The 21839-nt window shown below is 70.7% G+C and carries 18 protein-coding genes; 8 read left to right on the plus strand and 10 right to left on the minus strand.

The window, feature by feature from the left end:
* The first annotated feature begins 52 nt into the window (after positions 1-52).
* Positions 53-721, plus strand: coding sequence for a hypothetical protein (locus tag CP981_RS00565; RefSeq protein WP_244329462.1), 669 nt, complete (start codon positions 53-55; stop codon positions 719-721).
* A gap of 230 nt (positions 722-951) precedes the next feature.
* On the opposite strand, the gene CP981_RS00575 is transcribed toward CP981_RS00565, so the two are convergent.
* The 3 genes from CP981_RS00575 to CP981_RS00585 form a co-directional block, all read right to left on the minus strand.
* Positions 952-1680 (minus strand): alpha/beta hydrolase, encoded by a 729-nt coding sequence (locus CP981_RS00575; RefSeq protein WP_085924194.1) that lies wholly within the window; start codon positions 1678-1680, stop codon positions 952-954.
* A gap of 164 nt (positions 1681-1844) precedes the next feature.
* Positions 1845-2048 carry a DUF2180 family protein gene (locus CP981_RS00580; protein WP_085924112.1) on the minus strand — a complete coding sequence of 68 codons (204 nt, stop codon included), beginning with the start codon at positions 2046-2048 and terminating at the stop codon, positions 1845-1847.
* Positions 2049-2310: 262 nt separating this feature from the next.
* On the minus strand, positions 2311-2553 hold the full coding sequence (locus CP981_RS00585) for a hypothetical protein (protein ID WP_085924193.1): 243 nt from the start codon (positions 2551-2553) through the stop codon (positions 2311-2313).
* A gap of 846 nt (positions 2554-3399) precedes the next feature.
* On the opposite strand from CP981_RS00585, the gene CP981_RS00595 reads away from it, so the two are divergent.
* Positions 3400-4035: a CAP domain-containing protein gene (locus CP981_RS00595; RefSeq protein WP_085924110.1), complete on the plus strand. Its 636-nt coding sequence runs from the start codon at positions 3400-3402 to the stop codon at positions 4033-4035.
* Between the two features lie 97 nt (positions 4036-4132).
* Here CP981_RS00595 and CP981_RS00600 read toward each other — a convergent pair whose 3' ends face one another.
* The 3 genes from CP981_RS00600 to CP981_RS00610 are packed head-to-tail and all read right to left on the minus strand — an operon-like array spanning position 4133 to position 7752.
* Entirely contained in the window at positions 4133-6484 is a 2352-nt protein-coding gene (locus CP981_RS00600; RefSeq protein ID WP_085924109.1) for an ABC transporter permease, read from the minus strand.
* Between the two features lie 3 nt (positions 6485-6487).
* Positions 6488-7249, minus strand: coding sequence for an ABC transporter ATP-binding protein (locus CP981_RS00605; RefSeq protein WP_085924108.1), 762 nt, complete (start codon positions 7247-7249; stop codon positions 6488-6490).
* Positions 7246-7752 (minus strand): PadR family transcriptional regulator, encoded by a 507-nt coding sequence (locus tag CP981_RS00610; RefSeq protein ID WP_042153336.1) that lies wholly within the window; start codon positions 7750-7752, stop codon positions 7246-7248. Before CP981_RS00610 ends, CP981_RS00605 begins: the two co-directional genes overlap by 4 nt.
* A gap of 195 nt (positions 7753-7947) precedes the next feature.
* On the opposite strand from CP981_RS00610, the gene CP981_RS00615 reads away from it, so the two are divergent.
* From CP981_RS00615 to CP981_RS00635, 5 genes are all read left to right on the plus strand, one after another.
* A complete protein-coding gene (locus CP981_RS00615) occupies positions 7948-9219 on the plus strand; it encodes an ABC transporter substrate-binding protein (RefSeq protein WP_085924107.1) in 1272 nt (423 codons plus the stop codon).
* A gap of 202 nt (positions 9220-9421) precedes the next feature.
* Positions 9422-11161 carry a glycoside hydrolase family 13 protein gene (locus CP981_RS00620; protein ID WP_085924106.1) on the plus strand — a complete coding sequence of 580 codons (1740 nt, stop codon included), beginning with the start codon at positions 9422-9424 and terminating at the stop codon, positions 11159-11161.
* A 68-nt stretch (positions 11162-11229) separates the two neighbouring features.
* Positions 11230-12564 carry an ABC transporter substrate-binding protein gene (locus tag CP981_RS00625; protein ID WP_085924105.1) on the plus strand — a complete coding sequence of 445 codons (1335 nt, stop codon included), beginning with the start codon at positions 11230-11232 and terminating at the stop codon, positions 12562-12564.
* 19 nt (positions 12565-12583) lie between these two features.
* On the plus strand, positions 12584-13987 hold the full coding sequence (locus CP981_RS00630) for an ABC transporter permease (RefSeq protein WP_085924104.1): 1404 nt from the start codon (positions 12584-12586) through the stop codon (positions 13985-13987).
* Positions 13984-14865 carry a carbohydrate ABC transporter permease gene (locus tag CP981_RS00635; RefSeq protein ID WP_244329463.1) on the plus strand — a complete coding sequence of 294 codons (882 nt, stop codon included), beginning with the start codon at positions 13984-13986 and terminating at the stop codon, positions 14863-14865. The genes CP981_RS00630 and CP981_RS00635 overlap by 4 nt, the downstream gene beginning before the upstream one ends.
* 191 nt (positions 14866-15056) lie before the next feature.
* On the opposite strand, the gene CP981_RS00640 is transcribed toward CP981_RS00635, so the two are convergent.
* The 4 genes from CP981_RS00640 to CP981_RS00655 all read right to left on the minus strand — a co-directional run bounded on the left by CP981_RS00640 (position 15057) and on the right by CP981_RS00655 (position 20220).
* A complete protein-coding gene (locus tag CP981_RS00640; protein ID WP_085924103.1) occupies positions 15057-17318 on the minus strand; it encodes a HelD family protein in 2262 nt (753 codons plus the stop codon).
* A gap of 218 nt (positions 17319-17536) precedes the next feature.
* Positions 17537-18112: an AMIN-like domain-containing (lipo)protein gene (locus tag CP981_RS00645; protein ID WP_085924102.1), complete on the minus strand. Its 576-nt coding sequence runs from the start codon at positions 18110-18112 to the stop codon at positions 17537-17539.
* A gap of 242 nt (positions 18113-18354) precedes the next feature.
* Positions 18355-19143, minus strand: a complete 789-nt coding sequence (locus CP981_RS00650; protein WP_085924101.1) for a DeoR/GlpR family DNA-binding transcription regulator — start codon at positions 19141-19143, stop codon at positions 18355-18357.
* Positions 19144-19179: 36 nt separating this feature from the next.
* A complete protein-coding gene (locus CP981_RS00655; protein WP_208852871.1) occupies positions 19180-20220 on the minus strand; it encodes an NAD(P)-dependent alcohol dehydrogenase in 1041 nt (346 codons plus the stop codon).
* Positions 20221-20458: 238 nt separating this feature from the next.
* On the opposite strand from CP981_RS00655, the gene CP981_RS00660 reads away from it, so the two are divergent.
* Positions 20459-21820 carry an MFS transporter gene (locus CP981_RS00660; RefSeq protein WP_085924100.1) on the plus strand — a complete coding sequence of 454 codons (1362 nt, stop codon included), beginning with the start codon at positions 20459-20461 and terminating at the stop codon, positions 21818-21820.
* Positions 21821-21839: the final 19 nt, after the last annotated feature.

Here is a 21839-nt window from a genome sequence, read left to right on the forward strand (position 1 = left end):
GTGCACATGGCGCGTATACGATCGACTGCCCCCTACGCGAAGGACACCCCCCATGAAAAAGCCATCCGCGAAAGACGCCTCCGCCCGCAAAGTCACCTGGCGCATGCTGATCGCGCTGGGCGGTATGGCGGCGTTAGCCGTGCCGGGCGCGGGCTTCGCCGAGGCCGCACCGCACACCGCAGGGGACGGCGGCCGTGCGGGCCGCTGTGTCGTGGTGTATTTCGACCTCGGTGAGACCTTGGTGCACACGGCCGAGGACAAGAGCGTGCGTTACTCGCCGGGAGCCGCCGCATATCTGCGCGCGCTGCGCGCCCGCCACATTCCCGTCGGCCTGATCACCAACGTGCCGCCCTCCTGGGGCTCCACCGACGCGGAGCGTGCGGCGGAGCTGAAGAAGGTGATCGACAAGGACTGGGTGGGCAGCCGCCCGTTCGCCTGGTCGGACTTCGGTGACCGGATCTTCACCCCGCGCACCGAGGCGGAGCGGAAGCCCGCCACCGCCCTCTGGAAACGCGCCAAAAAGGCCGCGGGTTCCTGCCGAGTGGTCTACGAGGCGGAGACGCCGGACGAGGTCCAGGTGGGCCGCTCCCTCGGATACTTCTCCTACCAGGTGGCCCGGCCAGGGTGGCCCGCGTATCTGCCGGTGCGGCTGATTGCCGGCCTCTCTCAACTGCCGTACGGAAGTGCGGGGGCGAACACCGCTCTTTCTCAGGGGCGTTGAGCGGGGAGCCTGGGTGAGGGCGACGGGGACGGAGACGGGCGCGTCATCCCGCTGCTCTCCGTCCCCGACTCGGCGCCCCGGTCGCCTTCCCTGACCACGGCTACGGCTACGGCTACGGCTACGGCAACGGCAACGGCAACGGCAACGGCAACGGCAACGGCAACGGCCACAGCTAACGGCCGTCGGCTTCGCCTGGTACGCATCGCCGGGCCAGGTCGGCGGTCCGGCGGTCACCCTGTCGTCGTGCTGTAGCCCTCCAGCCGGTCCGCCAGCTCAGCCGGGCGGGAGAGCATCGGGAAATGCCCGCCCTCCATCTCGTCGGGCACCAGTCCCAGGCGCTCCGTCGCCACCGTGCGCAGAAACGGTGCGGGGAAGAGCCGGTCCTGACGGCACAACAGAAACCGGGTGTCCACCGGAGGCCAGGCCGCCATCGGCCAGGGCCGCGCGGCAGGGGTCTCGGACTGCCGCCGCCACCGGACCCCCGCCTCGGCGGCCAGGTCCGGCGGCAGATCCTGGAAGAACGGGTCCGCGGCGGACCCCGGCACAGCGGCCTCCGGCACCCCCTCCGCACCCGTGCCGGCGCCCGCCCGCTGAGCCGCCCGCCCGGCCCGTCTGACCTGAGCGTCCGGGTGCTTCGTCGCCGCCCACCACTCCTTCGGCGCCTCCCCCGGCAACGGCACCATCGCCGCCAGCAGCACCAGCAGATCCACCGGCACCCGCGCACAGACCAGCGGCGCCGTGAACCCGGCGAACGAATGCGCCACGAGCGTCAGCCGGCCACGCCCCGCAACAGCGGCGGCAACGGCGTCCGCGTACTCCTCCAGACCCGCCGCGTCGTCCTCGCACGGCAGATCCACGCTCACCACCGCACGGCCCCGGGCCCGCAGCTCCGCTGCCAGCAGATGCCAGTGCCAGGAGTCGCACGCGGCACCGGGAATCAGCACAAAGGTCGTCGTCATGGTCCGCCTCCCGTCGGCCACCGGCACCGGCCGGGTACAGGTGGCCATGCCTGTTGTGGCCCGCGTTGCTGTCAGGTCAGTTTCGCTCCGGAGTCAGGTCCGGTTCGCTCCAGAACTCGCCATCACCGGGTACGGAATCGGATGACGTCCTGCGCGGCAACGGCTCAGGCCGGCTGCGCGCCTCGGCAGATCGTGCACATGATGCGGCGGGCCATCTCCGGCAGCGTGCTCTGGCCGACGCCCTGTACGCGGACCACCGTCTGCGGGGCGGACTGGGCGTGCTGGTGGCACAGTGCGGCCCCGCAGTTCCGGCAGATGGCCACCGCGGCGGTGGTGGCGTGGTCCGGCGCGCAGTCGTAGCAGTTCATTGGCACATTCCGATCTCGTGAGGCGGTCCGGCGCGGGCCCCCACGGCAATGTACGTCGCGGTGCGTGACGGAAGCCGGAAGCACATGCCGGGTCGTGGTGGGCTCACCTGGCCGCCCCAAGGAAGACGCCTCCCCACCGGACGACGGAGGGGGCGGCACCCGTCCGACCGCCACGGACGAGTGCCGCCCCTCGCTTGCTTGCGTCTCCGGCCGGCCGGCCTGGCCGACCGACCGGCCCGGCCCGCCGGGCAGTCCGGCAGGCTCAGTCGACCGGCTCGTGCGGAACGGGCTGGTCGGTGCGGAACCCCGCGGCCTTCTGCCCGCCGGTCCGCCCGGTGCCGGCCTGGTCGGTGTCGGGAACCGTCTCGTCGGGCCCGTCGCTCTCGTCCTCCGACAGCTCCGGGTCCCACGGGTCGGGGACCGGGCTGGAAACGTCGGCCTGGTGGCTCGGCAGGTCATGGGGCAGTGGAGTGCGGTCCTCGCCGGTCGCATCATGACGGGTCATCAGTTGACGTGCCTCCTCCATGGGTACGGTGACGTCCTGGCCCGGTACCCGGGTTCCGCTCCGCCATGCTCGACGCCGAATGAGAGCCATCCCACCCGGCCTCCCCATCAGGCACGTGACGGCAAGCCGGCGGCACCACCCCCAACTACCACTCGGAATGCCATGCGTCGCGGCGGAGAATTCGCGGAATGGGCGGCCCTCAGGCGTGCAGCTCGGGCGGGAATCCGGTCCAGCGAAGGTCCGGTGGCATGGCGGCGGCCGTTCTCAGTCAGTGCGGTCTCGTTCGGTGACGCCTCACCGTGCCGCGCGAGATAGAGGTGGCGGGCAGCCGTACCGGTCATGTGCGAGATCCTCCGCCGGCATTCGTGATCTTCGGACGGCCGGAAGGACGCCGGCCGGCGCCGCCCGGTTCCCCCGCGGCGCCTACCACCATCGGATTTCACGGCATCGTGACATCCGTCATAGCAATCCCCGGCATCTACTATTGCCAATAGTAGAAAACGTCCTGGCGACATAGGAGATTTGTCCGTCTTGAGCGGGGAATTTCTCGCACCGGTCCGGTCGCCATACGGCCCGCTCGGCGCTTTTACTCACGCCGTGAGCACATAAGTCCACCTGACGGGGCAACAGCGATTTGGCATGCGCCGAAATGCGGACCAGCACGCCCGGCCATCCATGGCAAGGGCTTTCCATTGCTACGAAGCGCAGTAGTAGTGAGGTGCGTTGCCTTGTCCTACAGCGGCCCCAAGAATGACGAATCGCAAGGCGTCTTCGCAGCTCAGGCGCGGGTATTGCACAGAGCCGGCCGCGCCGTGGACGCTCCGCTATTACCGAGTGAGGTCACGCATGAGGAAACATCGCAGGACGCGGCGCTACCGGCAGATAACCATTGCTGCTCTCGCCATAGGCGCCGTGGGCGTGCCCTCTGCCGCCATGGCTTGTCTGAATGAACCGGGGAATACCGGCGGCCGGCACCACGAACAGTGGAAGAACGCCTCCTTCGAACACCGGTGGCCGAAATCCCATGAGGGATCGAAGCCGGCCGCGAAGACCTCCCCGGCACCCGCCGCGTCCCCGAGCGCTTCGAAGGCCGCCACCACGGCATCCGGCGCCACGGCCCAGGTGGTGGACCTCGTCAACAGCGAGCGCCGCAAGGCCGGGTGCTCGCCGCTGACCGTGAACGCAAAGCTGACAAAGGCCGCTCAGGACCACAGCAAGGACATGGCGGACCATCGGAATATGTCGCACACGGGCTCCGATGGCTCGTCCCCGGAGGACCGGATCACCCGGGCCGGCTACAACTGGAGCTCCTACGGCGAGAACGTCGCCTACGGTTACTCCTCGCCGGAGAGCGTGATGAAGGGCTGGATGTCCAGCCCCGGCCACAAGCGCAACATCCTCGACTGCTCCTTCAAGGAGATCGGCGTCGGCCACGCCCAGCCCGACGACTACTGGACGCAGGACTTCGGTACGGCGCGCTAGCCGGCATCGACTCAGCGCGTATGAGGGTCCCCGACCGGGTTGCGGTCGGGGACCTCGCGCTGTCCGGCCGGGGGCGCTGCGGCCCCCGAACGTGCGCCTAGAGCAGATCCGTGGCCGAGTCCGCGAGCCGGCGTCGTGCCGCGCGGGCGGCGGGGAGGACCGCGGCCGTCGCGGCGATGAGCTCGGCGACGACGATGACCAGCAGCAGGATGCCCGGAGCGGGGCACTGGGCGATACCGGCCCCCCAGCCGCTGGCGCGGCCCTGGAGGTTGATCAGCCACTGGGAGGCGAGGACGCCCAGGGTCGTGCCGGCCAGCGCGGCGGCCAGCGTGATGAAGGCGGTGGCCGAGACGATGACGGCGGTGATCTGACGTGGCGTGAGGCCGACGGCCCGGAGGGCGAGCAGGTCGCGGCTGCGGTCACGGACACCGGCGCCGACCGTCGTCGCCAGTTCCACCAGCCCGATGAGGGTCAGTACGGCGATCAGCCCGACGCTGACGGCGCGGACCGCGGACAATTGGTCGGCGGGGTTGGGGGTCTCGCGTACCTCAAGACGGCCGGCCGACGCCTTGGACAGGGCCTCCCGCGCGGAGTCCGGGTCGGCGCCGGGGCGCAGGACCAACTGGTAGAAATCCGGGCGAGGTGGGGCGTCGGCCCGGGGCGCCGCGTCGTCGCTGTCGCCTTCGCGCAGTGTGTCCAGGGTGGTGGAGACGACCCGGCCGCCGTCGGTGGTCTCGATGCTGCGGCCCACGATATGGAGGACGTGCGGGCGGCCGGCGACGGTCATCCGGACCCAGTCGCCGACCCGCGCGTCCAGGAGATCGAGCAGGCCCTGTCCGGCGACCGCTTCGTCGGGACCGTGGGCGGCGCGTCCTTCCACCACGGCGCCGGGGTACGGCCGGGCGTCGGTGCCGAGCCCGCGCAGGGTGATGGTCCCGGTCTGGCCCGGTACGAGTGCCTGGACCTCGGCGCCCGGGTAGGCGGTCATCTCCCGCTGGGAGTCGAGGAGTTGGCGTAGTTCCCGGTCGCCCAGGGTGTCGGAGCGGGCGGTGAGGGCCGCGGGCAGCCCGACGTTCTCGGGGTGCGAGGTGAAGCGGTCCAGGGTGGTCCAGGCGCCGAGCGCGATGGTGATCAGCAGCAGCGGGACGGCAAGCCGTGCGACGGCCGCCGAGGAGCGCAGCGGACGGTGGAAGGCACCCCGCCAGCCGAGGACCAGCGCCGGCGGGACCCTGAGGCCAAGGGCCCGGCGGGTGAGCGCGGAGGCCCGGCCACCGGCGGCCGTGGCGGCGCGGGCGACGGGCACCGGCGGTACCCGCCCGGCCCGCCACGCCGCCAGGCAGGTCGCCGCGCCGATGAAGGCCACCACACCGCCGGAGATCACCAACGTCAGCCAGGCGTGCCCCGGAAGCTGCCGCCACAGGGCCATCGCCTCCCCGATCCGCCCGGGGACCAGCGTGCCGACCACCTGCGTGAGCAGCGCCCCGAGCGCGACGCCGAGCAGCGCCAGGCCGAGGTGGAGGGCGACGAACATCCGGACCACCTGGCCGGGCGTGAAGCCGATGGCCTTGAGGATGGAGATGTCCCGCAGATGTCCGCGGATCCTGGTGCTGATGGCGCCGCCCACCGCCAGGGCGGCGGCGAGCAGCGCGCCGAGTCCGAACAGTCCGAGCAGCCGCCCGAGCAGCTGGTTGTCGCCTTCGGCCGCGGCCTTGGCCTGCCGCCAGGTGGAGACATCGGTGATCTGGTCGGCGCCGAGCCGGGTGACCGCCCGCTGGACGACATAGTCGGTGTCCGCGGCGTCGCCGAGCTGGAGGCCGATGGTGCGTCCGCGCTGGTCGCGGCCGGCGTCGGAGGCGTCGAGGGTGGACGGGAGCACCCAGGCCACGCCCGGCGTCTCGCCCGCGCGGAAGGTGACCTCGGCGGTGTCCGCGACGCCCACCACGCGCAGATGTGCGGCGAAGCCGCTCAGCACGATGGTGTCGCCCGGTTTGGCCCACATGGCGCGGGCCACCGAACTCTCCAGGACGATGCCCTTGGTGGCGGCCGCGTCAGTGCCCGCGTCGGTGTTCGCGTCCAGCCAGCGGCCGGCGACGATCTGGGGTGCGGCGGTGGCGGGGCGCTTCGCCGCGCCGCGCAGTTCCAGGGTCGCCCGGGTGTCGCCGGGCTGGAGGCTCGCGGTGGTGCGGACCGTACGGAAGGGCCCGGAGGTGGCCCGTACCTCGTCCAGGCCGGCGAGCGATCCGGCGGGGGCGCCGCCCTGGGTGTGGATCCAGACGTGGGCGCCGGAGGACTGGGTGAAGGCCCGCTGCCAGGGGTCGGCCGCATAGGCGAACAGCGCGGTGGCCAGCAGCAGCGAGATGGTGATCCCGGCGGTGGCCAGCGCGGTGAGCACCGCCGCGGGGCGGTGTGCCGTCAGATGCGCCTGTGTCCAGCGCGCCGCTGCTCGCACGGGTCAGCCCTTGAGCTTGAGTACGTCGGCCACACCGGCCGCGGGGCGCTTCGGGGCGTCGCCGAGGTGTGCGTCGTCGACGACCTGGCCGTCGAAGAAGCTGATCACCCGGTCCGCGGCGCTGGCCATCCTGGCGTCATGGGTGACCAGCAGGATCGTCTGGCCGCGCTGGTGGAAGCGGGCGAGCAGCCGCAGCACCTCCTTGGTGCCCTTGCTGTCGAGGCTGCCGGCGGGTTCGTCGGCGAGCAGCAGGCTGGGGGTGTTGACCAGGGCGCGGGCCAGGGCGACGCGCTGCTGTTCGCCGCCGGACAGCTCGCCCGGAGTGCTGTTCTCCTTGCCGGTCAGACCCAGCTCGTCGAGCAGCTCTGCGCGATCGGTGCGGGCCTGCCGCGGGGAGCGCCCGGCCAGCAGGGCGGGGAGCTCGACGTTGTCGGCGACGGTGAGGTTGGAGACGAGGTTGAAGAACTGGAAGACGACGCCGATGTGGTTGCGGCGCAGCATCGCCCAGCGTGCCTCGCTGTAGGCGTCGACCTGGCGGCCGTCGAGCCAGAGGGAGCCGCTGTCGGGGCGGTCGAGGCCGCCGAGGAGATGCAGCAGGGTGGATTTGCCGGCTCCCGAGGGGCCGGTGAGGGCGACGAACTCTCCGCGTTCGATGCTGAGGTCGACGCCACGTACCGCGTGGACCGGGGCAGCGCCTTCCGGCCGGTGGGTCTTCACCAGGCCGGCTGCCCGGACTATCGGGCCGGACGGCTCGTCCCGGTTCATTCCAACTCCTCTTGACAGCGCTCCAGCCAGTCCAGATCCGCCTGGAGATGCAGCATCGCGCCCTCTATCAGCAGCTGTGCCACCCGGTTCTCCCGGTCCTCACCCGCCGCGAGTTTCGACAGGTCACGCATGGTGTTGAGGTAGTGGCGGCGTTGCTTGTTGATCAGGGCGATCTGGTCTGCGGTCCCGGTGTGGGGGGCCAGGGCGAGCTTCATGAAGAATTCGTCCCGGACCCGTGGTTCGGCAGTCGGTTCCTCGAACCAGGCGTCCACCGTCTCGCGGCCCGCCGCGGTGATCCGGTAGATGCGCTTGTTCGGGCGGTCCGACTGCTCGACGTCCTCTCCCTCGATCAGGCCCGCCTTCTCCAGCCTGCCCAGGGTGACGTAGATCTGGCCGACGTTCGGCTGAGGGTATGCGGCGCCCAGGAGGTTCTCAAGGCCCTGTTTGAGTTCGTAACCGTGCGCGGGGCCGCTGACCAACAACGCCAGGAGTGGCAGCCGCACGCTCTCCCTCTCCCTCCCCGCGCCGGGGCGCTCTTTCGGACCGCCCTAGTTGCCGGTCATCTGACCCCATACGGCTGTGAGCCGGGTCGCTGTCACATCTTCCTGCGGGATCTAGTATCCCGCATGGCTAACAGGTATACATGGGGCGGGCTGTCGGTCCAGTGTCCCGTCGACGCCTGGTTCAAGGAGGAGCCCATGCGGTGGAAGCGTGCCGCAAGCCGGGCTCTGCTGGTCTGCGCGCTGCTGTTCGCGGGCAATGCGGGCGCCCGGGCCGGGGAGCCGGCGGGCGGTTCGGACGGGCGGGGCCCGATCACTCTGGTGACGGGCGGAGACCTCACGGGCTATCTGCGGGGTGTCCTCGACGGGTGGAACGACCGGCATCCGCGCGAGAAGGTGACCCTGGTCGAGCTGCCGGACGCGGCCGACGAGGTGCGGGCGCAGATGGTCACCGAGCTGCGTGCGCACAGCGACCGCTTCGATGTGCTGAACATCGATGTGGCGTGGACGTCGGAGTTCGCGGCCGCGGGCTGGATCAAGCCCGTGGACGGTGCGCAGTTCCCGCTGAAGCGCTTCCTTCCTCCCGTGGTGGACACCGCCACCTTCCGGGGGCGGCTCTACGCGGTCCCCTATGTGACCAATGCCGGGCTGCTCTACTACCGCAAGGACGTGCTCGCGCGGGAGGGTGCGCGGCCGCCGCGCACCTGGGCCGAGTTGGCGCGGCTGGCGAAGACGGTCGCGCCCAAGTACGGGCTCGATGGTTACGCGGGCCAGTTCCTGCCGTACGAGGGGCTGACCGCCAATGTCGTCGAGGCCGTTCAGTCGGCCGGCGGCACGGTGCTCGCGGGCGAGGGCTCACGGGTGACCGTGGACTCCCCCGCGGCCCGGCGCGGGCTGTCGTTTCTGCTCGACGGGGTGCGCGAGGGCTGGATCCCGCGGCGGGCCCTGACGTACAAGGAAGAGGAGTCCCGCAAGGACTTCCAGGAGGGCCGGCTGCTGTTCCTGCGGAACTGGCCGTATGCGTACGCGCTGGCCAATGCCCGGCCTTCCGAGGTGGCGGGGAAGGTCGGTGCGGTGCCGCTGCCGGGTCCCGACGGGCCGGGCTCCAGCGCGCTGGGCGGCTCCAATCTGGCGGTCAACACCCAGTCGCGGCACCAGAAGACGGCCACCGAGCTGATCTCCTATCTGACGACCGAGTCGGTCCAGCGCCGGGTGCTGACCAAGGGCGCGCTGCCACCGGTCTGGGCCGATCTGTACCGGGACCCGGAGCTGGTGCGGCGATTCCCGTACCTTCCGACGCTCCAACGGGCCGTGCTGGCGGCCAAGCCGCGGATCAAGAGCCCGCAGTACGACCAGGTGAGCCTGGCGGTGCAGGCGGTCATGCATGACGCGCTGCTCCACCGTCGGAGCACGGATGCCACCGTCGCGCGGCTGAAGCGCGAGCTGACGGCCCTCGTCGGCCGCGGCTGACCTCGGAGCCTCTCCGCACCTCCCCCCCTGCTCTACTTACTTGTTAAGTACAGGCTGGATAGACAATTCCCCGCAATTTCGGGCATCTCACAGCGACTTTCGACCATTTCGTTGACACCGAAAAGACATGCCTACTTAACATGCATGCATAACAGCGATTGCAGCCGCACGGCATGCCCAGGCAAGAACGGGATCACGGCAGATGCTCATAGCCACGGCAGGGAACGGTTCCTCCACCGACCCCGCGCCCTCCCCCTCCCTCCCCGGTCCGGCCACCGGGGCCGCGTCCCGGAACCCGGCACAGCGCTGGTGGCGCGATGCGGTGATCTACCAGGTCTACGTCCGCAGCTTCCTCGACAGCACCGGCGACGGCATCGGCGATCTGGCCGGTGTGCGGACGGGGTTGCCGTATCTCAAGAAGCTCGGGGTGGACGGCATCTGGCTCAGCCCCTTCTACCCCTCCCCCCAGCACGACCACGGCTACGACGTCGCGGACTACCGCGAGGTCGACCCCGTGTACGGCGATCTCGCCGAGTTCGACCGCCTGGTGGCCGATGCCCACCGGCTGGGCCTGAAGGTGCTCCTGGACATCGTCCCCAACCACTGCTCCAGCGAGCACCCGTGGTTCCGCGCCGCCCTGGCGGACGGACCGGACAGCGCGGCACGGTCGCTCTTCCACTTCGCCGATGGGCGCGGGGAGCACGGTGAGCTGCCGCCCAACAACTGGCGGGCGATGTTCGGTGGCCCCGCCTGGTCCCGGGTCGAGGAGACGGAGGGCGGTGCGGGCCAGTGGTACCTGCACATGTTCACGCCCGAGCAGCCCGATCTGAACTGGCGCAACCCCGCCGTGCGCGCCGACTTCGACAGCGTGCTGCGCTTCTGGCTGGACCGCGGGGTCGACGGCTTCCGCATCGACGTGGCCGCCGGGCTGTTCAAGCACCCCGAACTGCCCGACTCCCCCGACCCGGCGGCCGACGAGCGGACCCGCGACTCGGTCAACCCGTTGGCCTGGAACCAGCCCGAGGTGCACCAGGTGTGGCGCGAGTGGCGCGCACTGTGCGAGGAGTACACGGCGCACGACGGCCGCGACCGGCTGCTGGTCGGCGAGGTCTCCGTGCGCACGCCGAGCGAGCAGGCCGCCTACGTGAGGCCCGACGAGCTGCACCAGGCGTTCTTCTTCCATCTGCTGACCGCCCGCTGGGACGTCGACACCTTCCGCAAGGTCATCTCCGAGGCGCTCACCGATATCGCGGGCACCGGCTCCACGGTCACCTGGGTGCTCAACAACCACGACCAGGTCCGGACCGTCACCCGGTACGCGGCCGAGCCCGGGGGCGCCGGCCCGGCCGAGTCCGCGGGCGGGCTGGGACCGGCGCGGGCCCGTGCCGCCGCGCTGCTGATGCTGGCGCTGCCCGGCGCGGCGTACATCTACCAGGGCGAGGAACTGGGCCTGCCGGAGGTCGTCGACCTGCCCGACGAGGTCCTCACCGACCCGATCTTCCACCGTACGGGCAGCCGCGAGAAGATCCGCGACGGCTGCCGGGTGCCGCTGCCCTGGTCCGGGCATGCCTCGCCGTTCGGCTTCACCAGCGGTACCGACGCGGCCCGGCCCTGGCTGCCGCAGCCCGAGTGGTTCGCCGAGCACGCGACGGACCGGGCACTGGCCGACACCCGCTCCTTCTGGCACCTGTACCGCGAGGGGCTGGCGCTGCGCCGCAGCCTTCCGCAGCTCGGCGAGGGCACCCTGCGCTGGCTGGACTCCCCGCCCCAGGTCCTGGCGTTCGTCCGGGGCGACGGCCTGGTCTGCGCCGTCAACTTCGGCACCGAGCCGGTGCCGGCTCCCGTACCGGGCCTCCCCCTGCTGGCGAGCGGCGACTGCCCCGCGGGAACGCTCCCCGGCTCCACCGCCGCCTGGTGGATGGGCACCCCCGAATCCCGATAGCCCCCCCGACAGCCCGACCTCCGCACGCCTCCCCACTCTTCCGCAGTTCTCCCGAAGGGAATTCCACGATGAGACGACCCGCAGTACGACACACCCGAGCCGCCCTGTCCGGCGCGGCCGTGCTCGGCCTGGCGCTCTCCGCCACCGCCTGCGGCGGCGGGGCCTCCGCCGGGGGCGGCAAGCAGGAACTGAGCGGTGAGAACATCACCGTCGCCGGTGTCTGGACCGGTGTGGAACAGCAGAACTTCAAGAAGGTCCTGGACGCGTTCTCCGAGAAGACCGGCGCGAAGGTCACCTTCTCCTCCACCGGCGACAATGTCTCCACGGTGATCGGCAGCCAGGTCGAGGGCGGCAACGCCCCCGATGTGGTGATGGTGCCTCAGGTCGGTGTGCTCCAGCAGTTCGCCAAGAAGGGCTGGCTGGCTCCGCTCTCCTCAGAAGTCTCCGCCGAGGCCAAGAAGAACTTCGCGCAGGTGTGGAAGGACTACGGCACGGTCGACAAGACCTACTACGGCCTGTACTTCAAGGCCTCGCACAAGTCGACGGTCTGGTACAGCCCGGAGGCGTTCGCGCAGGCCGGGGTGAAGCCCGCGAAGACGTACCAGGAGCTGCTGAAGACCGGCCGTACGCTCTCCGACTCGGGTGTGCCGGGCTTCTCCGTCGCGGGCGAGGCCGGCTGGCCGCTCACCGACTGGTTCGAGAACATCTACCTCTCGCAGGCCGGGCAGGAGAACTACGACAAGCTCGCCGCCCACAAGATCCCGTGGACCGACCCCACCGTGGTCAAGGCGCTCACCACGCTGGGCAAGCTCTTCGGCGACAAGAACCTGGTGGCCGGCGGCGGTTCGGGCGCGCTGCGCACCGACTTCCCCGAGTCCGTCCAGCAGGTCTTCGGCCCGGAGCCGGGGGCGGCCATGGTCTACGAGGGCGACTTCGTCAGCGCCCTGGTCACCGATGAGCTGCACAAGCAGGTCGGCAAGGACGCCAAGTTCTTCCCCTTCCCCGCGGTCGACAAGGGCAAGGCGCCGGTGGTCAGCGGCGGTGACGCCGCCGTGGTGCTCAAGGCCGGGAAGCACAAGAAGGCCGCCATGGAACTGGTGAAGTACCTGGCCACGCCGGAGGCGTCCGGTGTGTGGGCCAAGGCCGGCGGCTATATCTCGCCCAACAAGAAGGTGCCCGCGGGCGCTTACCACGACGAGGTCACCCGCAAGGCCGCCCAGTCGCTGACCGACGCCGGGAACTCCGTGCGCTTCGACATGTCCGACCAGGCCCCCGCGGCCTTCGGCGGCACCCAGGGCGCGGGCGAGTGGAAGCTGCTCCAGGACTTCCTGCGCGACCCCTCGGACCCCGAGGCCACGGCGCACAAGCTTGAGGCCGCAGCTGCCAAGGCGTACGGAAAGTAAGGACCGAGGGCCCGATCCCATGCCTGTCACGACTCCCGCGGTGGCGCCCGCTTCGTCGCGCGCCACCGCGTCCCACCCCACGGGCGACACGCCGGGCGGGGCGAGCTCCCCCGCACGGCGTGCGGTCCGGCGCCGCCGGCGGATCGCCGCGGTGTTCCTGTTTCCCGCGCTGTTGCTGCTGGGCGCCCTCGTCGCGTACCCCATCGTGTTCTCGGTCATCCGCAGCATGTACGACGCCTCGGGCGACAACTTCGTCGGCGCCGACAACTACACCGCGATGTTCCAGGACCCCGCCACGCTCCGGGCCATCCGCAACAGTGCGATCTGGGTGGTCTTCGCCCCCGCCCTGCTGACCGGCCTCGGTCTGGTCCTCGCCGTCCTGACCGAGAAGATCCGCTGGAAGACGGCGTTCAAGCTGCTGATGTTCATGCCCATGGCGATCTCCTTCCTCGCCGCCGGCATCATCTTCCGGCTCGCCTACGAGCAGGATCCGCAGCGCGGTGTGCTCAACGCGGTCACCGTCGGCATCCACGACAGCACCCAGGGGAAGTCCACCTCCTTCCCGACCGCCAAGGTGCGTCTCGGCGACAAGCAGCTGACCAAGGGCCATGACGGCTCCTACCGGACGGCACACCGCACCGGCCCCGGAAACACCGTCAACCTCGGTCTGGTCGGCGTCGCGCCGAAGGACATGCCGTCCCGGGCGCGGCCCGCCGCACCGGCCGCCACGTCACATGCCGCCGACGGCGAACTGCGCGGTGTGGTCTACCTCGACTTCACCCCCGGCGGTGGCGGCAAGCCCGGCACGGTGGACCGCGGCGAACGCGGACTGCCCGCGCTCTCGGTCGAGGCGGTCGACTCCCACGGCAAGGTGGTGGCCACGGCGACCACCGCACCGGACGGCTCCTACCGCCTGGCCCATCTGGCCCCGGGTTCCTACGCCGTTCAGCTCCCCGCGAAGGATTTCGCCCCGCCGTACGAGGGCATCTCCTGGCTCGGTCCGGCCCTCATCACCCCCGCCATCATCGGCGCCTACATGTGGATCTGGACCGGCTTCGCGCTCGTCCTCATCGGCGCCGGGCTCTCCTCGATGCCGCGCGACGTGCTGGAGGCCGCCCGGATGGACGGCGCCAATGAATGGCAGGTCTTCCGCCGGATCACCGTGCCGTTGCTCGGGCCGGTCCTGGGTGTGGTGTTCGTGACGATGGTGATCAATGTGATGAAGGTCTTCGACCTCGTCTACATCATCGCCCCCGGTCCCGTACAGCAGGACGCCAATGTCCTGGCCCTACAGATGTGGCTGGTCTCCTTCGGCGGCGGCAACAACCAGGGACTCGGCAGCGCCCTCGGCGTGCTGCTGCTCCTCCTGGTGGTCCCGGCCATGGCCCTCAACATCCGACGTTTCCGCAGGAGCCAGTCATGACCACCGCTCAAGGAACCGCGGCCCCCCGCAGGAAGGCGGCCGCCCGGCCGGCGAAGTGGCTCAGCCGCGGCGTGATCCAGGTGTTCCTGCTCCTCGTCGGTCTGATCTGGCTCACCCCCGCCGCCGGACTCTTCCTCTCCTCGCTGCGTACGGAGGAGGCGAACGCGAGCAGCGGCTGGTGGACGGCGCTCACCACACCCGGTCAGCTGTCGCTCGACAACTACACGTCGCTGCTGAAGGATTCCGGCATCGTCCAGGCCTTCTGGAACACGGTGCTGATCTCGGTGCCCACCACCCTGGCCGTCGTGGCGATCGCCGCGCTGGCCGGATACGCCTTCGCCTGGATGGACTTCCCCGGCCGGGACTGGATCTTCCTGGTTGTCGTCGCCATGCTGGTGGTGCCGGTCCAGATCGGACTGCTGCCGGTGGCCAAGTTGTTCGGTGCGCTGGGGCTGTTCGGCTCGATTCCCGGCGTGGTGCTCTTCCATACCGCCTACGGTCTGCCGTTCGCCATCTTCCTGCTGCGAAATTACTTCGCGGAAATCCCCAAGGAGATGCTGGAGGCCGCCCGGATGGACGGCGGCGGGGAATGGCGGATCTTCTCCCAGCTGGTACTGCCCCTGGGCCGGCCCGCCATCGCCAGCCTCGCCATCTTCCAGTTCCTGTGGGTCTGGAACGACATGCTGGTCGCCCTGCTCTTCGCCGACAACGAGTCACAGCCGCTGACCGTGGCCCTCCAGTCGCAGATGAGGCAGTTCGGCAGCAACATCGGGGTCCTGGCGCCCGGTGCATTTCTGTCCTTGATCGTGCCGCTGATCGTGTTCTTCGTGTTCCAACGGCATTTCGTTCAGGGCATCATGGCCGGCTCGGTCAAATAACCGGTCCGGTTACCCAGCCGGTCCGGAGAGTCGGTGGACCGGTCCAGGAGGGGACGGCGCGCGACACGTATCAGCATCGTGTCGCGCGCCGGGCCATTTTGTGGCGGGGCCCACGGCGAACCGGCCAGTGGCGGGCCCGACCTGGCTGTGCCGTCCGAGGGTGGCGGGGTGAGACCGGCCGGCCCGCGCCGTCAGGGAAGCGACGGGGTCGGGGAGCCGGGTGCGGCCAGTGTGTCCAGCCCGGCCGGCAGTGCCCCGGTGTGGATCACGCCCAGTCGCTGGGTCGCCCGGGTGAGCGCGACGTACAGATCGCTCGCACCCAGTTCCGCCGGTTCGACCACGATCACGGAGTCGAATTCCAGGCCCTTGGCCTGCCGGGGTCCGAGCAGCACCACCGGTCGGGTGAGGTCCGGGGAGGGTCCGGCGGAGGCGTCGGGGAGGGCGGCGGCCAGCGCCTTGTGGTGGGTGAGCGGGGCAATCACCGCGAGTCGGCCGCCCTGGTGGCTCTCCCGTGCGACCGCCTCGGCAACCATGCGCGCGAGGTCGTCCGTATGGTGCGCCCATGGGCGTACCCCGGTGGAGCGGATCGAGCGGGGCGGCGCGAAGGACGGATCGGCGGACCGCGGCACCTGCGCGGCGACCTCCATGATCTCGGTCGGCGTGCGGTAGTTGACGCCGAGCCGGACGTGCTCCCAGCGGTCGCCCGCGTACGGCGCGAGGATCGCCTCCCAGGAGCCGCAGCCACCGGGCTCGGCGGTCTGCGCCGGATCGCCGACCAGCGTCATCGAACGGGTCGGGCAACGGCGCATCAGCAGCCGCCACATCATCACCGACAGCTCCTGGGCCTCGTCCACGATGATGTGGCCGAACGCCCAGGTCCGGTCGGCCGCGGCGCGTTCGGCGGCGCTGCGGTGGTCGGCCTCTTCGTGCCGGTCGGCGAGCAACTCCGCGTCCACCAGGTCGTGCGCGGCGAGCACCTCCGACTCCTCGTCGTCGCGGTCCTCGAACTCCTGGGTGCGGGAGCCGTAGGAGAGGTCGAGCACGCCCTGGGCGTAGTCGATCAGCTCCTGGCGCTCCGCCTCCGCGGCGGCGCGGGCCGCCGAGGAGTCCTCGCCGAGAAGTTCGGCCGCCTCGTCCAGCAGTGGCACGTCCGCCGGGGTCCACTCCCCGTCCACCCGTCGGATGGCGTCCGCATCGGCGTCCGGGAGATGAACGGGCTCGGCGAGGAAGTCGGTGACCAGCTCTTCAGGGGTGAGCTCCGGCCACAACTCGTCGATGGCGCTGTGCACTTCGGCGCTGGTGGCGATGGCCTTGCCCAGCTGGGCGATGTCGTCCGGACCGAGGAAATTCGGCCCGCCGAAGGGGTCCGCGCCGATCCGGTCGACCAGTTGCCCGGTGAGCGCGTCGATGACGCGGAAGGCGAAGTGCGGGCGGGCGAGGTTGTGCGGCAGCCTGGTCTCCCGTGCCCGGCGCCGCGCCTCCTGTGCCAGGTCCGCGTCCAGCCGCAGTTCGCCGTCCTCATGGTCGATCACGATCACGGAGTCGGGCAGGGCCTGCCGGTCGCGGACGGCCGCGGCGAGCGCGTCGGCCATCACCGCACGGCCCTTGACCTCGGCGGCTTCCGGGGTGTCGGTTCCGGTCGCGGTGACACCCGGGAAGAGTTCGCCGGGCGTGGCGAGCAGCACTCCGGTCTCGCCGAGCGAGGGCAGCACCTCCGCGATATAGCTGAGGAACGCCGGATTCGGCCCGACGATCAGCACGGCACGCCGGGCCAGCTGTTCCCGGTGCGCGTAGAGCAGATAGGCGGCGCGGTGCAGGGCGACGACGGTCTTGCCGGTGCCGGGGCCGCCCTCCACGACGAGGATGCCGTGGTGCGGGGCGCGGATGATGGCGTCCTGCTCTGCCTGGATGGTCTGCACGATGTCGTGCATCCGTCCGGTGCGCGCCGCGTCCAGTGCGGCCAGCAGGACCGTGTCCCCGTCGGTGCCCTCGTGCCCGGTCCGTACGGCGTCGGCGAGGTCCAGGATCTCGTCGTGCAGCCCGGTGACCCGCCGGCGGTCGGTCGTGATGTGCCGCCGGCGGCGCAACCCCATCGGGGTGTGCCCGGTGGCGAGGTAGAACGGGCGGGCGACGTCGGCCCGCCAGTCGATGACTAGCGGGGTACGGTCCGGGTCGTCGCGCCGGATACCGATCCGGCCGATGTGGTGATCGCGGCCGTCGCGGAATGCCAGCCGACCGAAACACAGGCCGTTTTCCCCGGCGTTGAAGGCGGCCAGCAGACCGGACTGTTCGGCCACCAGGACATTGCGCTCCAGCCGCATCTGGGCGTGGTTGCCCGCCGGCGACTGAACGGCGGTGTGCACCGCCGTCTCGGCCAGGTCCCGTAGTTCGGTGAGGCGGTCATAGAGCAGATCGATGAATTCCTGCTCGTGCTGCCATTCCTCGTTTGACAATTCAACTCCGCTCGGATACAGTTCGGTATGTAGGGTGAGTTTGTGGTTTGAATTTCTCAAAACACAGAAGCCCTCAATATACCCAGAGAAATACCCCGGCCGTCAACTCGGTCCGGGGTATTTCTTTTTGTCCGGCGGAAGCTTCCCACGGGAGCCGCCGGTGTCAGCTCACGCTTTTCAGCGCAGCGACACCGGACGGCCCTTCGTGGTGCGCCGGATCACCAGGTGTGTGCGACATCCACGATCAGGTCGTGACCGGACTGCTGCACCCGGAACGGCAGCTTGGCGCGCACGCCCAGACCGACCTGGGTCTGCCCCTCGAAGCTCGCCCCGAACTTGGTGTCCTTGAACGTGCGGTATCCGGCGAGGTTCACCCCCGGCAGCGGCTTGCCGGCCGTCCCGGCGTAGGTCTGCTTGCCGGTCGCCGGGTCGTGGCTGGGCGCGGACACAAAGATCTCAAGGATCGCGCCGCCGTTGACCGGTATCTTCTCGCCCGAGCCGTCCTGGTGGAACGCGTCGACATACCCGACGTGGTAGCCGACCTTGCCGCCCGCTCCGCCGATGTCGAAGACCATGCGGTCGTAGCACGCGTTCCGGCTGGTCTTGACGTTCTTCAGCGGCGTCGCGTTCGCGTCCGTGGCCGACTTGTTGCCACTGCCCCAGACGGTCGAACAGGCCGTGGCCGGGGCGGCTTCACCCACCGGGCCGGTCGCGGCCCCGGCCACCCCGGCCGTGCCCGCCACCCCGACGCCCGCCAGCACGAACGCCGCGGCCACTGTCCCCAACCGTCGCATCACTTACCTCCTGAGAAGAGCCTGTGTACAGATGCGTGCGGTAGGACGGGCGTGAGGGCGACAGCGTTGTGCGCCGGTCCGCTTTTGGCCGACGAAAGAGCCATGTTGTCGCGAAAGCTGAGGTAGCGGAGGGTAAGGGCACCGGGGCCCGTCGGCTGGTCTGCGGCGCCGGCCGCTACGGAGGTGCCCGTCGGCCACGGGGGCCGGCCGCCGCTGAGATGCCGACCCGCCCCGCAGCTGCGTCAGACGTCGACCACGTCCACGGCCACCCCGCCGCCGTGCAGTGCGGTCAACTCCTCGGCCGGGGTGCCGCGATCGGTGACGACCCGGTCGTAGGCGCCGATGTCGCCATACGCGTGCGTCGCGGTCTTGCCGAACTTGCTGTGGTCCACCAGGAGCAGCGACCGCTGTGCGCACTCCAGCATGGCCTCCTTGATCTCGGCGTACTCGCGGATCGGGTGGAAGAGGCGGCCGCCGAGCACGGACACCGCCGACATCACCGCGAGGTCGGCGCGGATCCGGTCGAGGCCGCGCAGGACGTCGGGGCCGACACAGGAGCCGAATTCGCCGCGGTAGCGACCGCCCAGGAGCGTCACATCGGTGCCCGGCGTCTCGTCGAACAGCCGGGCCACACCGAGGGAGTTGGTGACCACGGTGACCGCTTCGGTCCGGGCGATCCGGGCCGCGAGCGGGAAGACCGTGGTCGAGTCGTCCAGCACGACGGTGCTGCCGGGCCGGATCTCGTCGGCGACGGCGGCGCACAGCGCCTCCTTCACCGGGTGATTGACGCCGACGCGGAAGCGGGTGGCGGTCTCCATGGTGAGGCTCGGAAACGGCGCGGCCCGGCCGCGTTCCTTGCGCAGCAGCCGGCGTTCGGCGAGCTGGTCCAGATCGCGGTGCATGGTCGCGAGACTGACCCCGAAGTGCCTGGCCAGTTCGTCGATGCGGACTTCGCCGTGCTCGACGACATGGGCCAGTACGTCCTGCCGTCGCCGGTCGACCTCGGCCAGCGACGACCGTGTGGAAGCCATCGGGGCCGCCCCTTTCCGGTCGGACAGCGGCAGCGGCTACCGCTGCGGGTAGATGACGGCCTTCACGGCGCTCGCGTCGTGGGTGGCGACGGTCAGTGCGCTCTCGGCCTCGGCAAGACCGTAACCGTGCGAGACCAGCGAGTCGAGCCGGACCGCACCCGACTCCACCAGGGCCGTTGCGGTGGGCCAGGTGTGGGCGTAGCGGAAGGTGCCGGTCAGTTCGAGTTCGTGGCTCTGCACCCGGCTCAGCGGGAGCGGGATCTCGTCCCCGCCCATGCCGACGAGGACCACCCGGCCGGCCCGGCCCACCGTACGGATCGCCTCGCCGCTCACCGCGGGGACGCCGGAACACTCCAGGAGGACGGTGGGGGTGTAGCCGGCTTCGCGCAGCGGGGTGACCGAGACGTCCAGGGCGGTGGCGCCGGCGGCGCAGGCGAGGGCGAGGCGGCGCGGGAGGACGTCGGTGACCATGACCTCCCGCGCGCCGAAGGCCCGTGCCGTCTGGGCGGTCACCAGGCCGATGGGTCCCGCACCGGTGATCAGCACGCGGTCGCCGGGGGCGACGCGGGCCTTGCGGCAGGCCCATACCGCCACCGACAGCGGCTCCAGCAGTGCGGCGTCCTCGATGGTCAGGCAGTCGGGGACCTCGTGCGCGAAGTCCTGGTGGACGACCAGGTATTCGCAGAAGGCGCCGTCGACCGGCGGGGTGGCGAGGAAGCGCATGTCCGGGCAGAGGTTGTAGCGGCCCGGACGGCATTCACCGCAGCGGCCGCAGGGGGTGCCGGGCTCGATGGAGACGCGTCGGCCCATCCGGCGGGTGTCGGCGCCCGGACCGCAGGCGACGACCGTGCCGGCCGCCTCGTGTCCGAGTACCAGCGGCTCCCGTACGACGAAGCCGCCGATGCGTCCGTGCCGGTAGTAGTGCACATCCGAGCCGCAGGTGCCGACCGCCTCGACACGGACCAGGACCTCTCCCGGGCCGGGCTCGGGGACGGGGCGTTCGGCGAGACTCAGCTGCCCGGGTCCGTGCAGGACGGCGGCGCGCATGGTGGCGGGAATCCCGGATGTGGCGGTCATGACGGGCTCACGGCTCCCTCGGGGTGTGGCGATGTGGAGGGGACGTCGTGCGATCCGGCGCCGGGCCGGCGGGTGCCACGTCGCCCCTTGGCTTCAGCACGGTACCGCTTCTTTTTCTATCAGAGCAGCCTTGACTTCTCACAAAATGCGAGAAGACTGGCGCCGGCCCACCGTCTGCACGGCGCATCGGTGCGCCCTCCCCCGTCCCCCGGTAAAGATCCGCCCCCTTGGAGAGCCCATGAGCAGCTCCGTCCGCCGCCAGCCGATACGGACACCGCACACCGGCCCCCCGCCGGCCGGCCGCAGTCGCTCGCTCTCCGCCCGCCTGGGCATACCTCCCGCCCTGACCTGGGGTTTCGTCGGAGTCCTGCTGTTCATGACCGGTGACGGAGTGGAGACCGGCTTCTTCTCGAAGTACCTGGCCGACCAGGGTCTGGCCAAGGCCGATGCGGCGGTGGTCATCGCCGTTTACGGGATCACGGTCGCCATCGGCGCCTGGCTCTCGGGAGCACTGTCCGACCTGTGGGGACCACGGCGGGTGATGACCGCCGGCTTCGCCATCTGGCTCGTCTTCCAGGTGCTCCTGCTGACGGTGGCGCTGCCGACGATGAACTATCCGCTGCTGCTGCTCCTGTACGGGCTGCGCGGCTTCGGATACCCCTTGTTCGCCTACGGCTTCCTGGTCTGGGTCACCGCGGCGACCCCACCGCAGCGGCTGGGAACGGCGGTCGGCTGGTACTGGTTCGCCTTCACCGGCGGGCTGCCCACCCTCGGCTCGCTGGTCGCCAGCGCCACGATCCCGCTGACCGGCTCCTACCGGACGCTGTGGCTCGCGCTCGGCCTGGTGGTGCTCGGCGGTCTGCTCGCCCTGCTGCTGGTGCGGGAGCCCACCGGCCGGTCCGGTCTCGCCCCGGACGGCGGGAATCCGCTGCGGACGCTGGCGGGCAGCGTCTCGATCATGCGGCGCCGCCCGCGGGTGGCCGTCGGCGCCGCGGTGCGCGTCTTCAGCACCGGCTCACAGTTCGGCTTCCTGGTCTGTCTGCCGTTCTTCTTCACCGAAACGGTCGGCTTCAGCACCTCGGCCTGGCTGCGTCTGCTCAGCGTGATGTTCGCCGCGAACATCTTCGCCAACCTGTTCTTCGGAGCCGTCGGCGACCGGCTCGGCTGGCAGCGCACCATGACCTGGTTCGGCGCCGTGGCCTGCGCGGTGACCTGCCTGGGGCTGTACTACGTCCCGGTCCTGGCCGGCCCGCACTTCCTCGCCTGCGCGGTCGCCGCCGCCCTCTACGGCATCGCCCTCGCCGGCTACGTCCCGATCTCGGCACTGGTCCCCGCGCTGGCGCCACGCCACAAGGGCCAGGCCATGTCGGCGCTCAATCTGGGGGCCGGCGCGAGCACCTTCGCCGGACCGGCCGTCGTCGCCGTCGCCCTGGGCCCGGTCGGCGTGCAGGGCATCGCCTGGATCTTCGCCCTGCTGCATCTCGCCACCGCGGTCGCGATCCGCTTCCTCGAACCCGACCCGGAGTTCACCGCGCCTGCCGCCGAATCGTCCACCGTGGCGGCAGTCGATGGCACGGGGGTTCCTGCGGGCCGTAGCTGACGGGCCTCCCTCGCATCGC

This window comes from Streptomyces platensis, assembly GCF_008704855.1.
GTDB lineage: Bacteria > Actinomycetota > Actinomycetes > Streptomycetales > Streptomycetaceae > Streptomyces > Streptomyces platensis.

Bases quoted from the DNA above. Each gene is read 5' to 3' on its own strand.
- CP981_RS00565 (WP_244329462.1), top strand. From the start codon at position 53: ATGAAAAAGCCATCCGCGAAAGACGCCTCCGCCCGCAAAGTCACCTGG.
- CP981_RS00575 (WP_085924194.1), bottom strand. From the start codon at position 1,680: ATGACGACGACCTTTGTGCTGATTCCCGGTGCCGCGTGCGACTCCTGG.
- CP981_RS00580 (WP_085924112.1), bottom strand. From the start codon at position 2,048: ATGAACTGCTACGACTGCGCGCCGGACCACGCCACCACCGCCGCGGTG.
- CP981_RS00585 (WP_085924193.1), bottom strand. From the start codon at position 2,553: ATGACCCGTCATGATGCGACCGGCGAGGACCGCACTCCACTGCCCCAT.
- CP981_RS00595 (WP_085924110.1), top strand. From the start codon at position 3,400: ATGAGGAAACATCGCAGGACGCGGCGCTACCGGCAGATAACCATTGCT.
- CP981_RS00605 (WP_085924108.1), bottom strand. From the start codon at position 7,249: ATGAACCGGGACGAGCCGTCCGGCCCGATAGTCCGGGCAGCCGGCCTG.
- CP981_RS00615 (WP_085924107.1), top strand. From the start codon at position 7,948: ATGCGGTGGAAGCGTGCCGCAAGCCGGGCTCTGCTGGTCTGCGCGCTG.
- CP981_RS00620 (WP_085924106.1), top strand. From the start codon at position 9,422: ATGCTCATAGCCACGGCAGGGAACGGTTCCTCCACCGACCCCGCGCCC.
- CP981_RS00625 (WP_085924105.1), top strand. From the start codon at position 11,230: ATGAGACGACCCGCAGTACGACACACCCGAGCCGCCCTGTCCGGCGCG.
- CP981_RS00630 (WP_085924104.1), top strand. From the start codon at position 12,584: ATGCCTGTCACGACTCCCGCGGTGGCGCCCGCTTCGTCGCGCGCCACC.
- CP981_RS00635 (WP_244329463.1), top strand. From the start codon at position 13,984: ATGACCACCGCTCAAGGAACCGCGGCCCCCCGCAGGAAGGCGGCCGCC.
- CP981_RS00645 (WP_085924102.1), bottom strand. From the start codon at position 18,112: ATGCGACGGTTGGGGACAGTGGCCGCGGCGTTCGTGCTGGCGGGCGTC.
- CP981_RS00650 (WP_085924101.1), bottom strand. From the start codon at position 19,143: ATGGCTTCCACACGGTCGTCGCTGGCCGAGGTCGACCGGCGACGGCAG.
- CP981_RS00655 (WP_208852871.1), bottom strand. From the start codon at position 20,220: ATGACCGCCACATCCGGGATTCCCGCCACCATGCGCGCCGCCGTCCTG.
- CP981_RS00660 (WP_085924100.1), top strand. From the start codon at position 20,459: ATGAGCAGCTCCGTCCGCCGCCAGCCGATACGGACACCGCACACCGGC.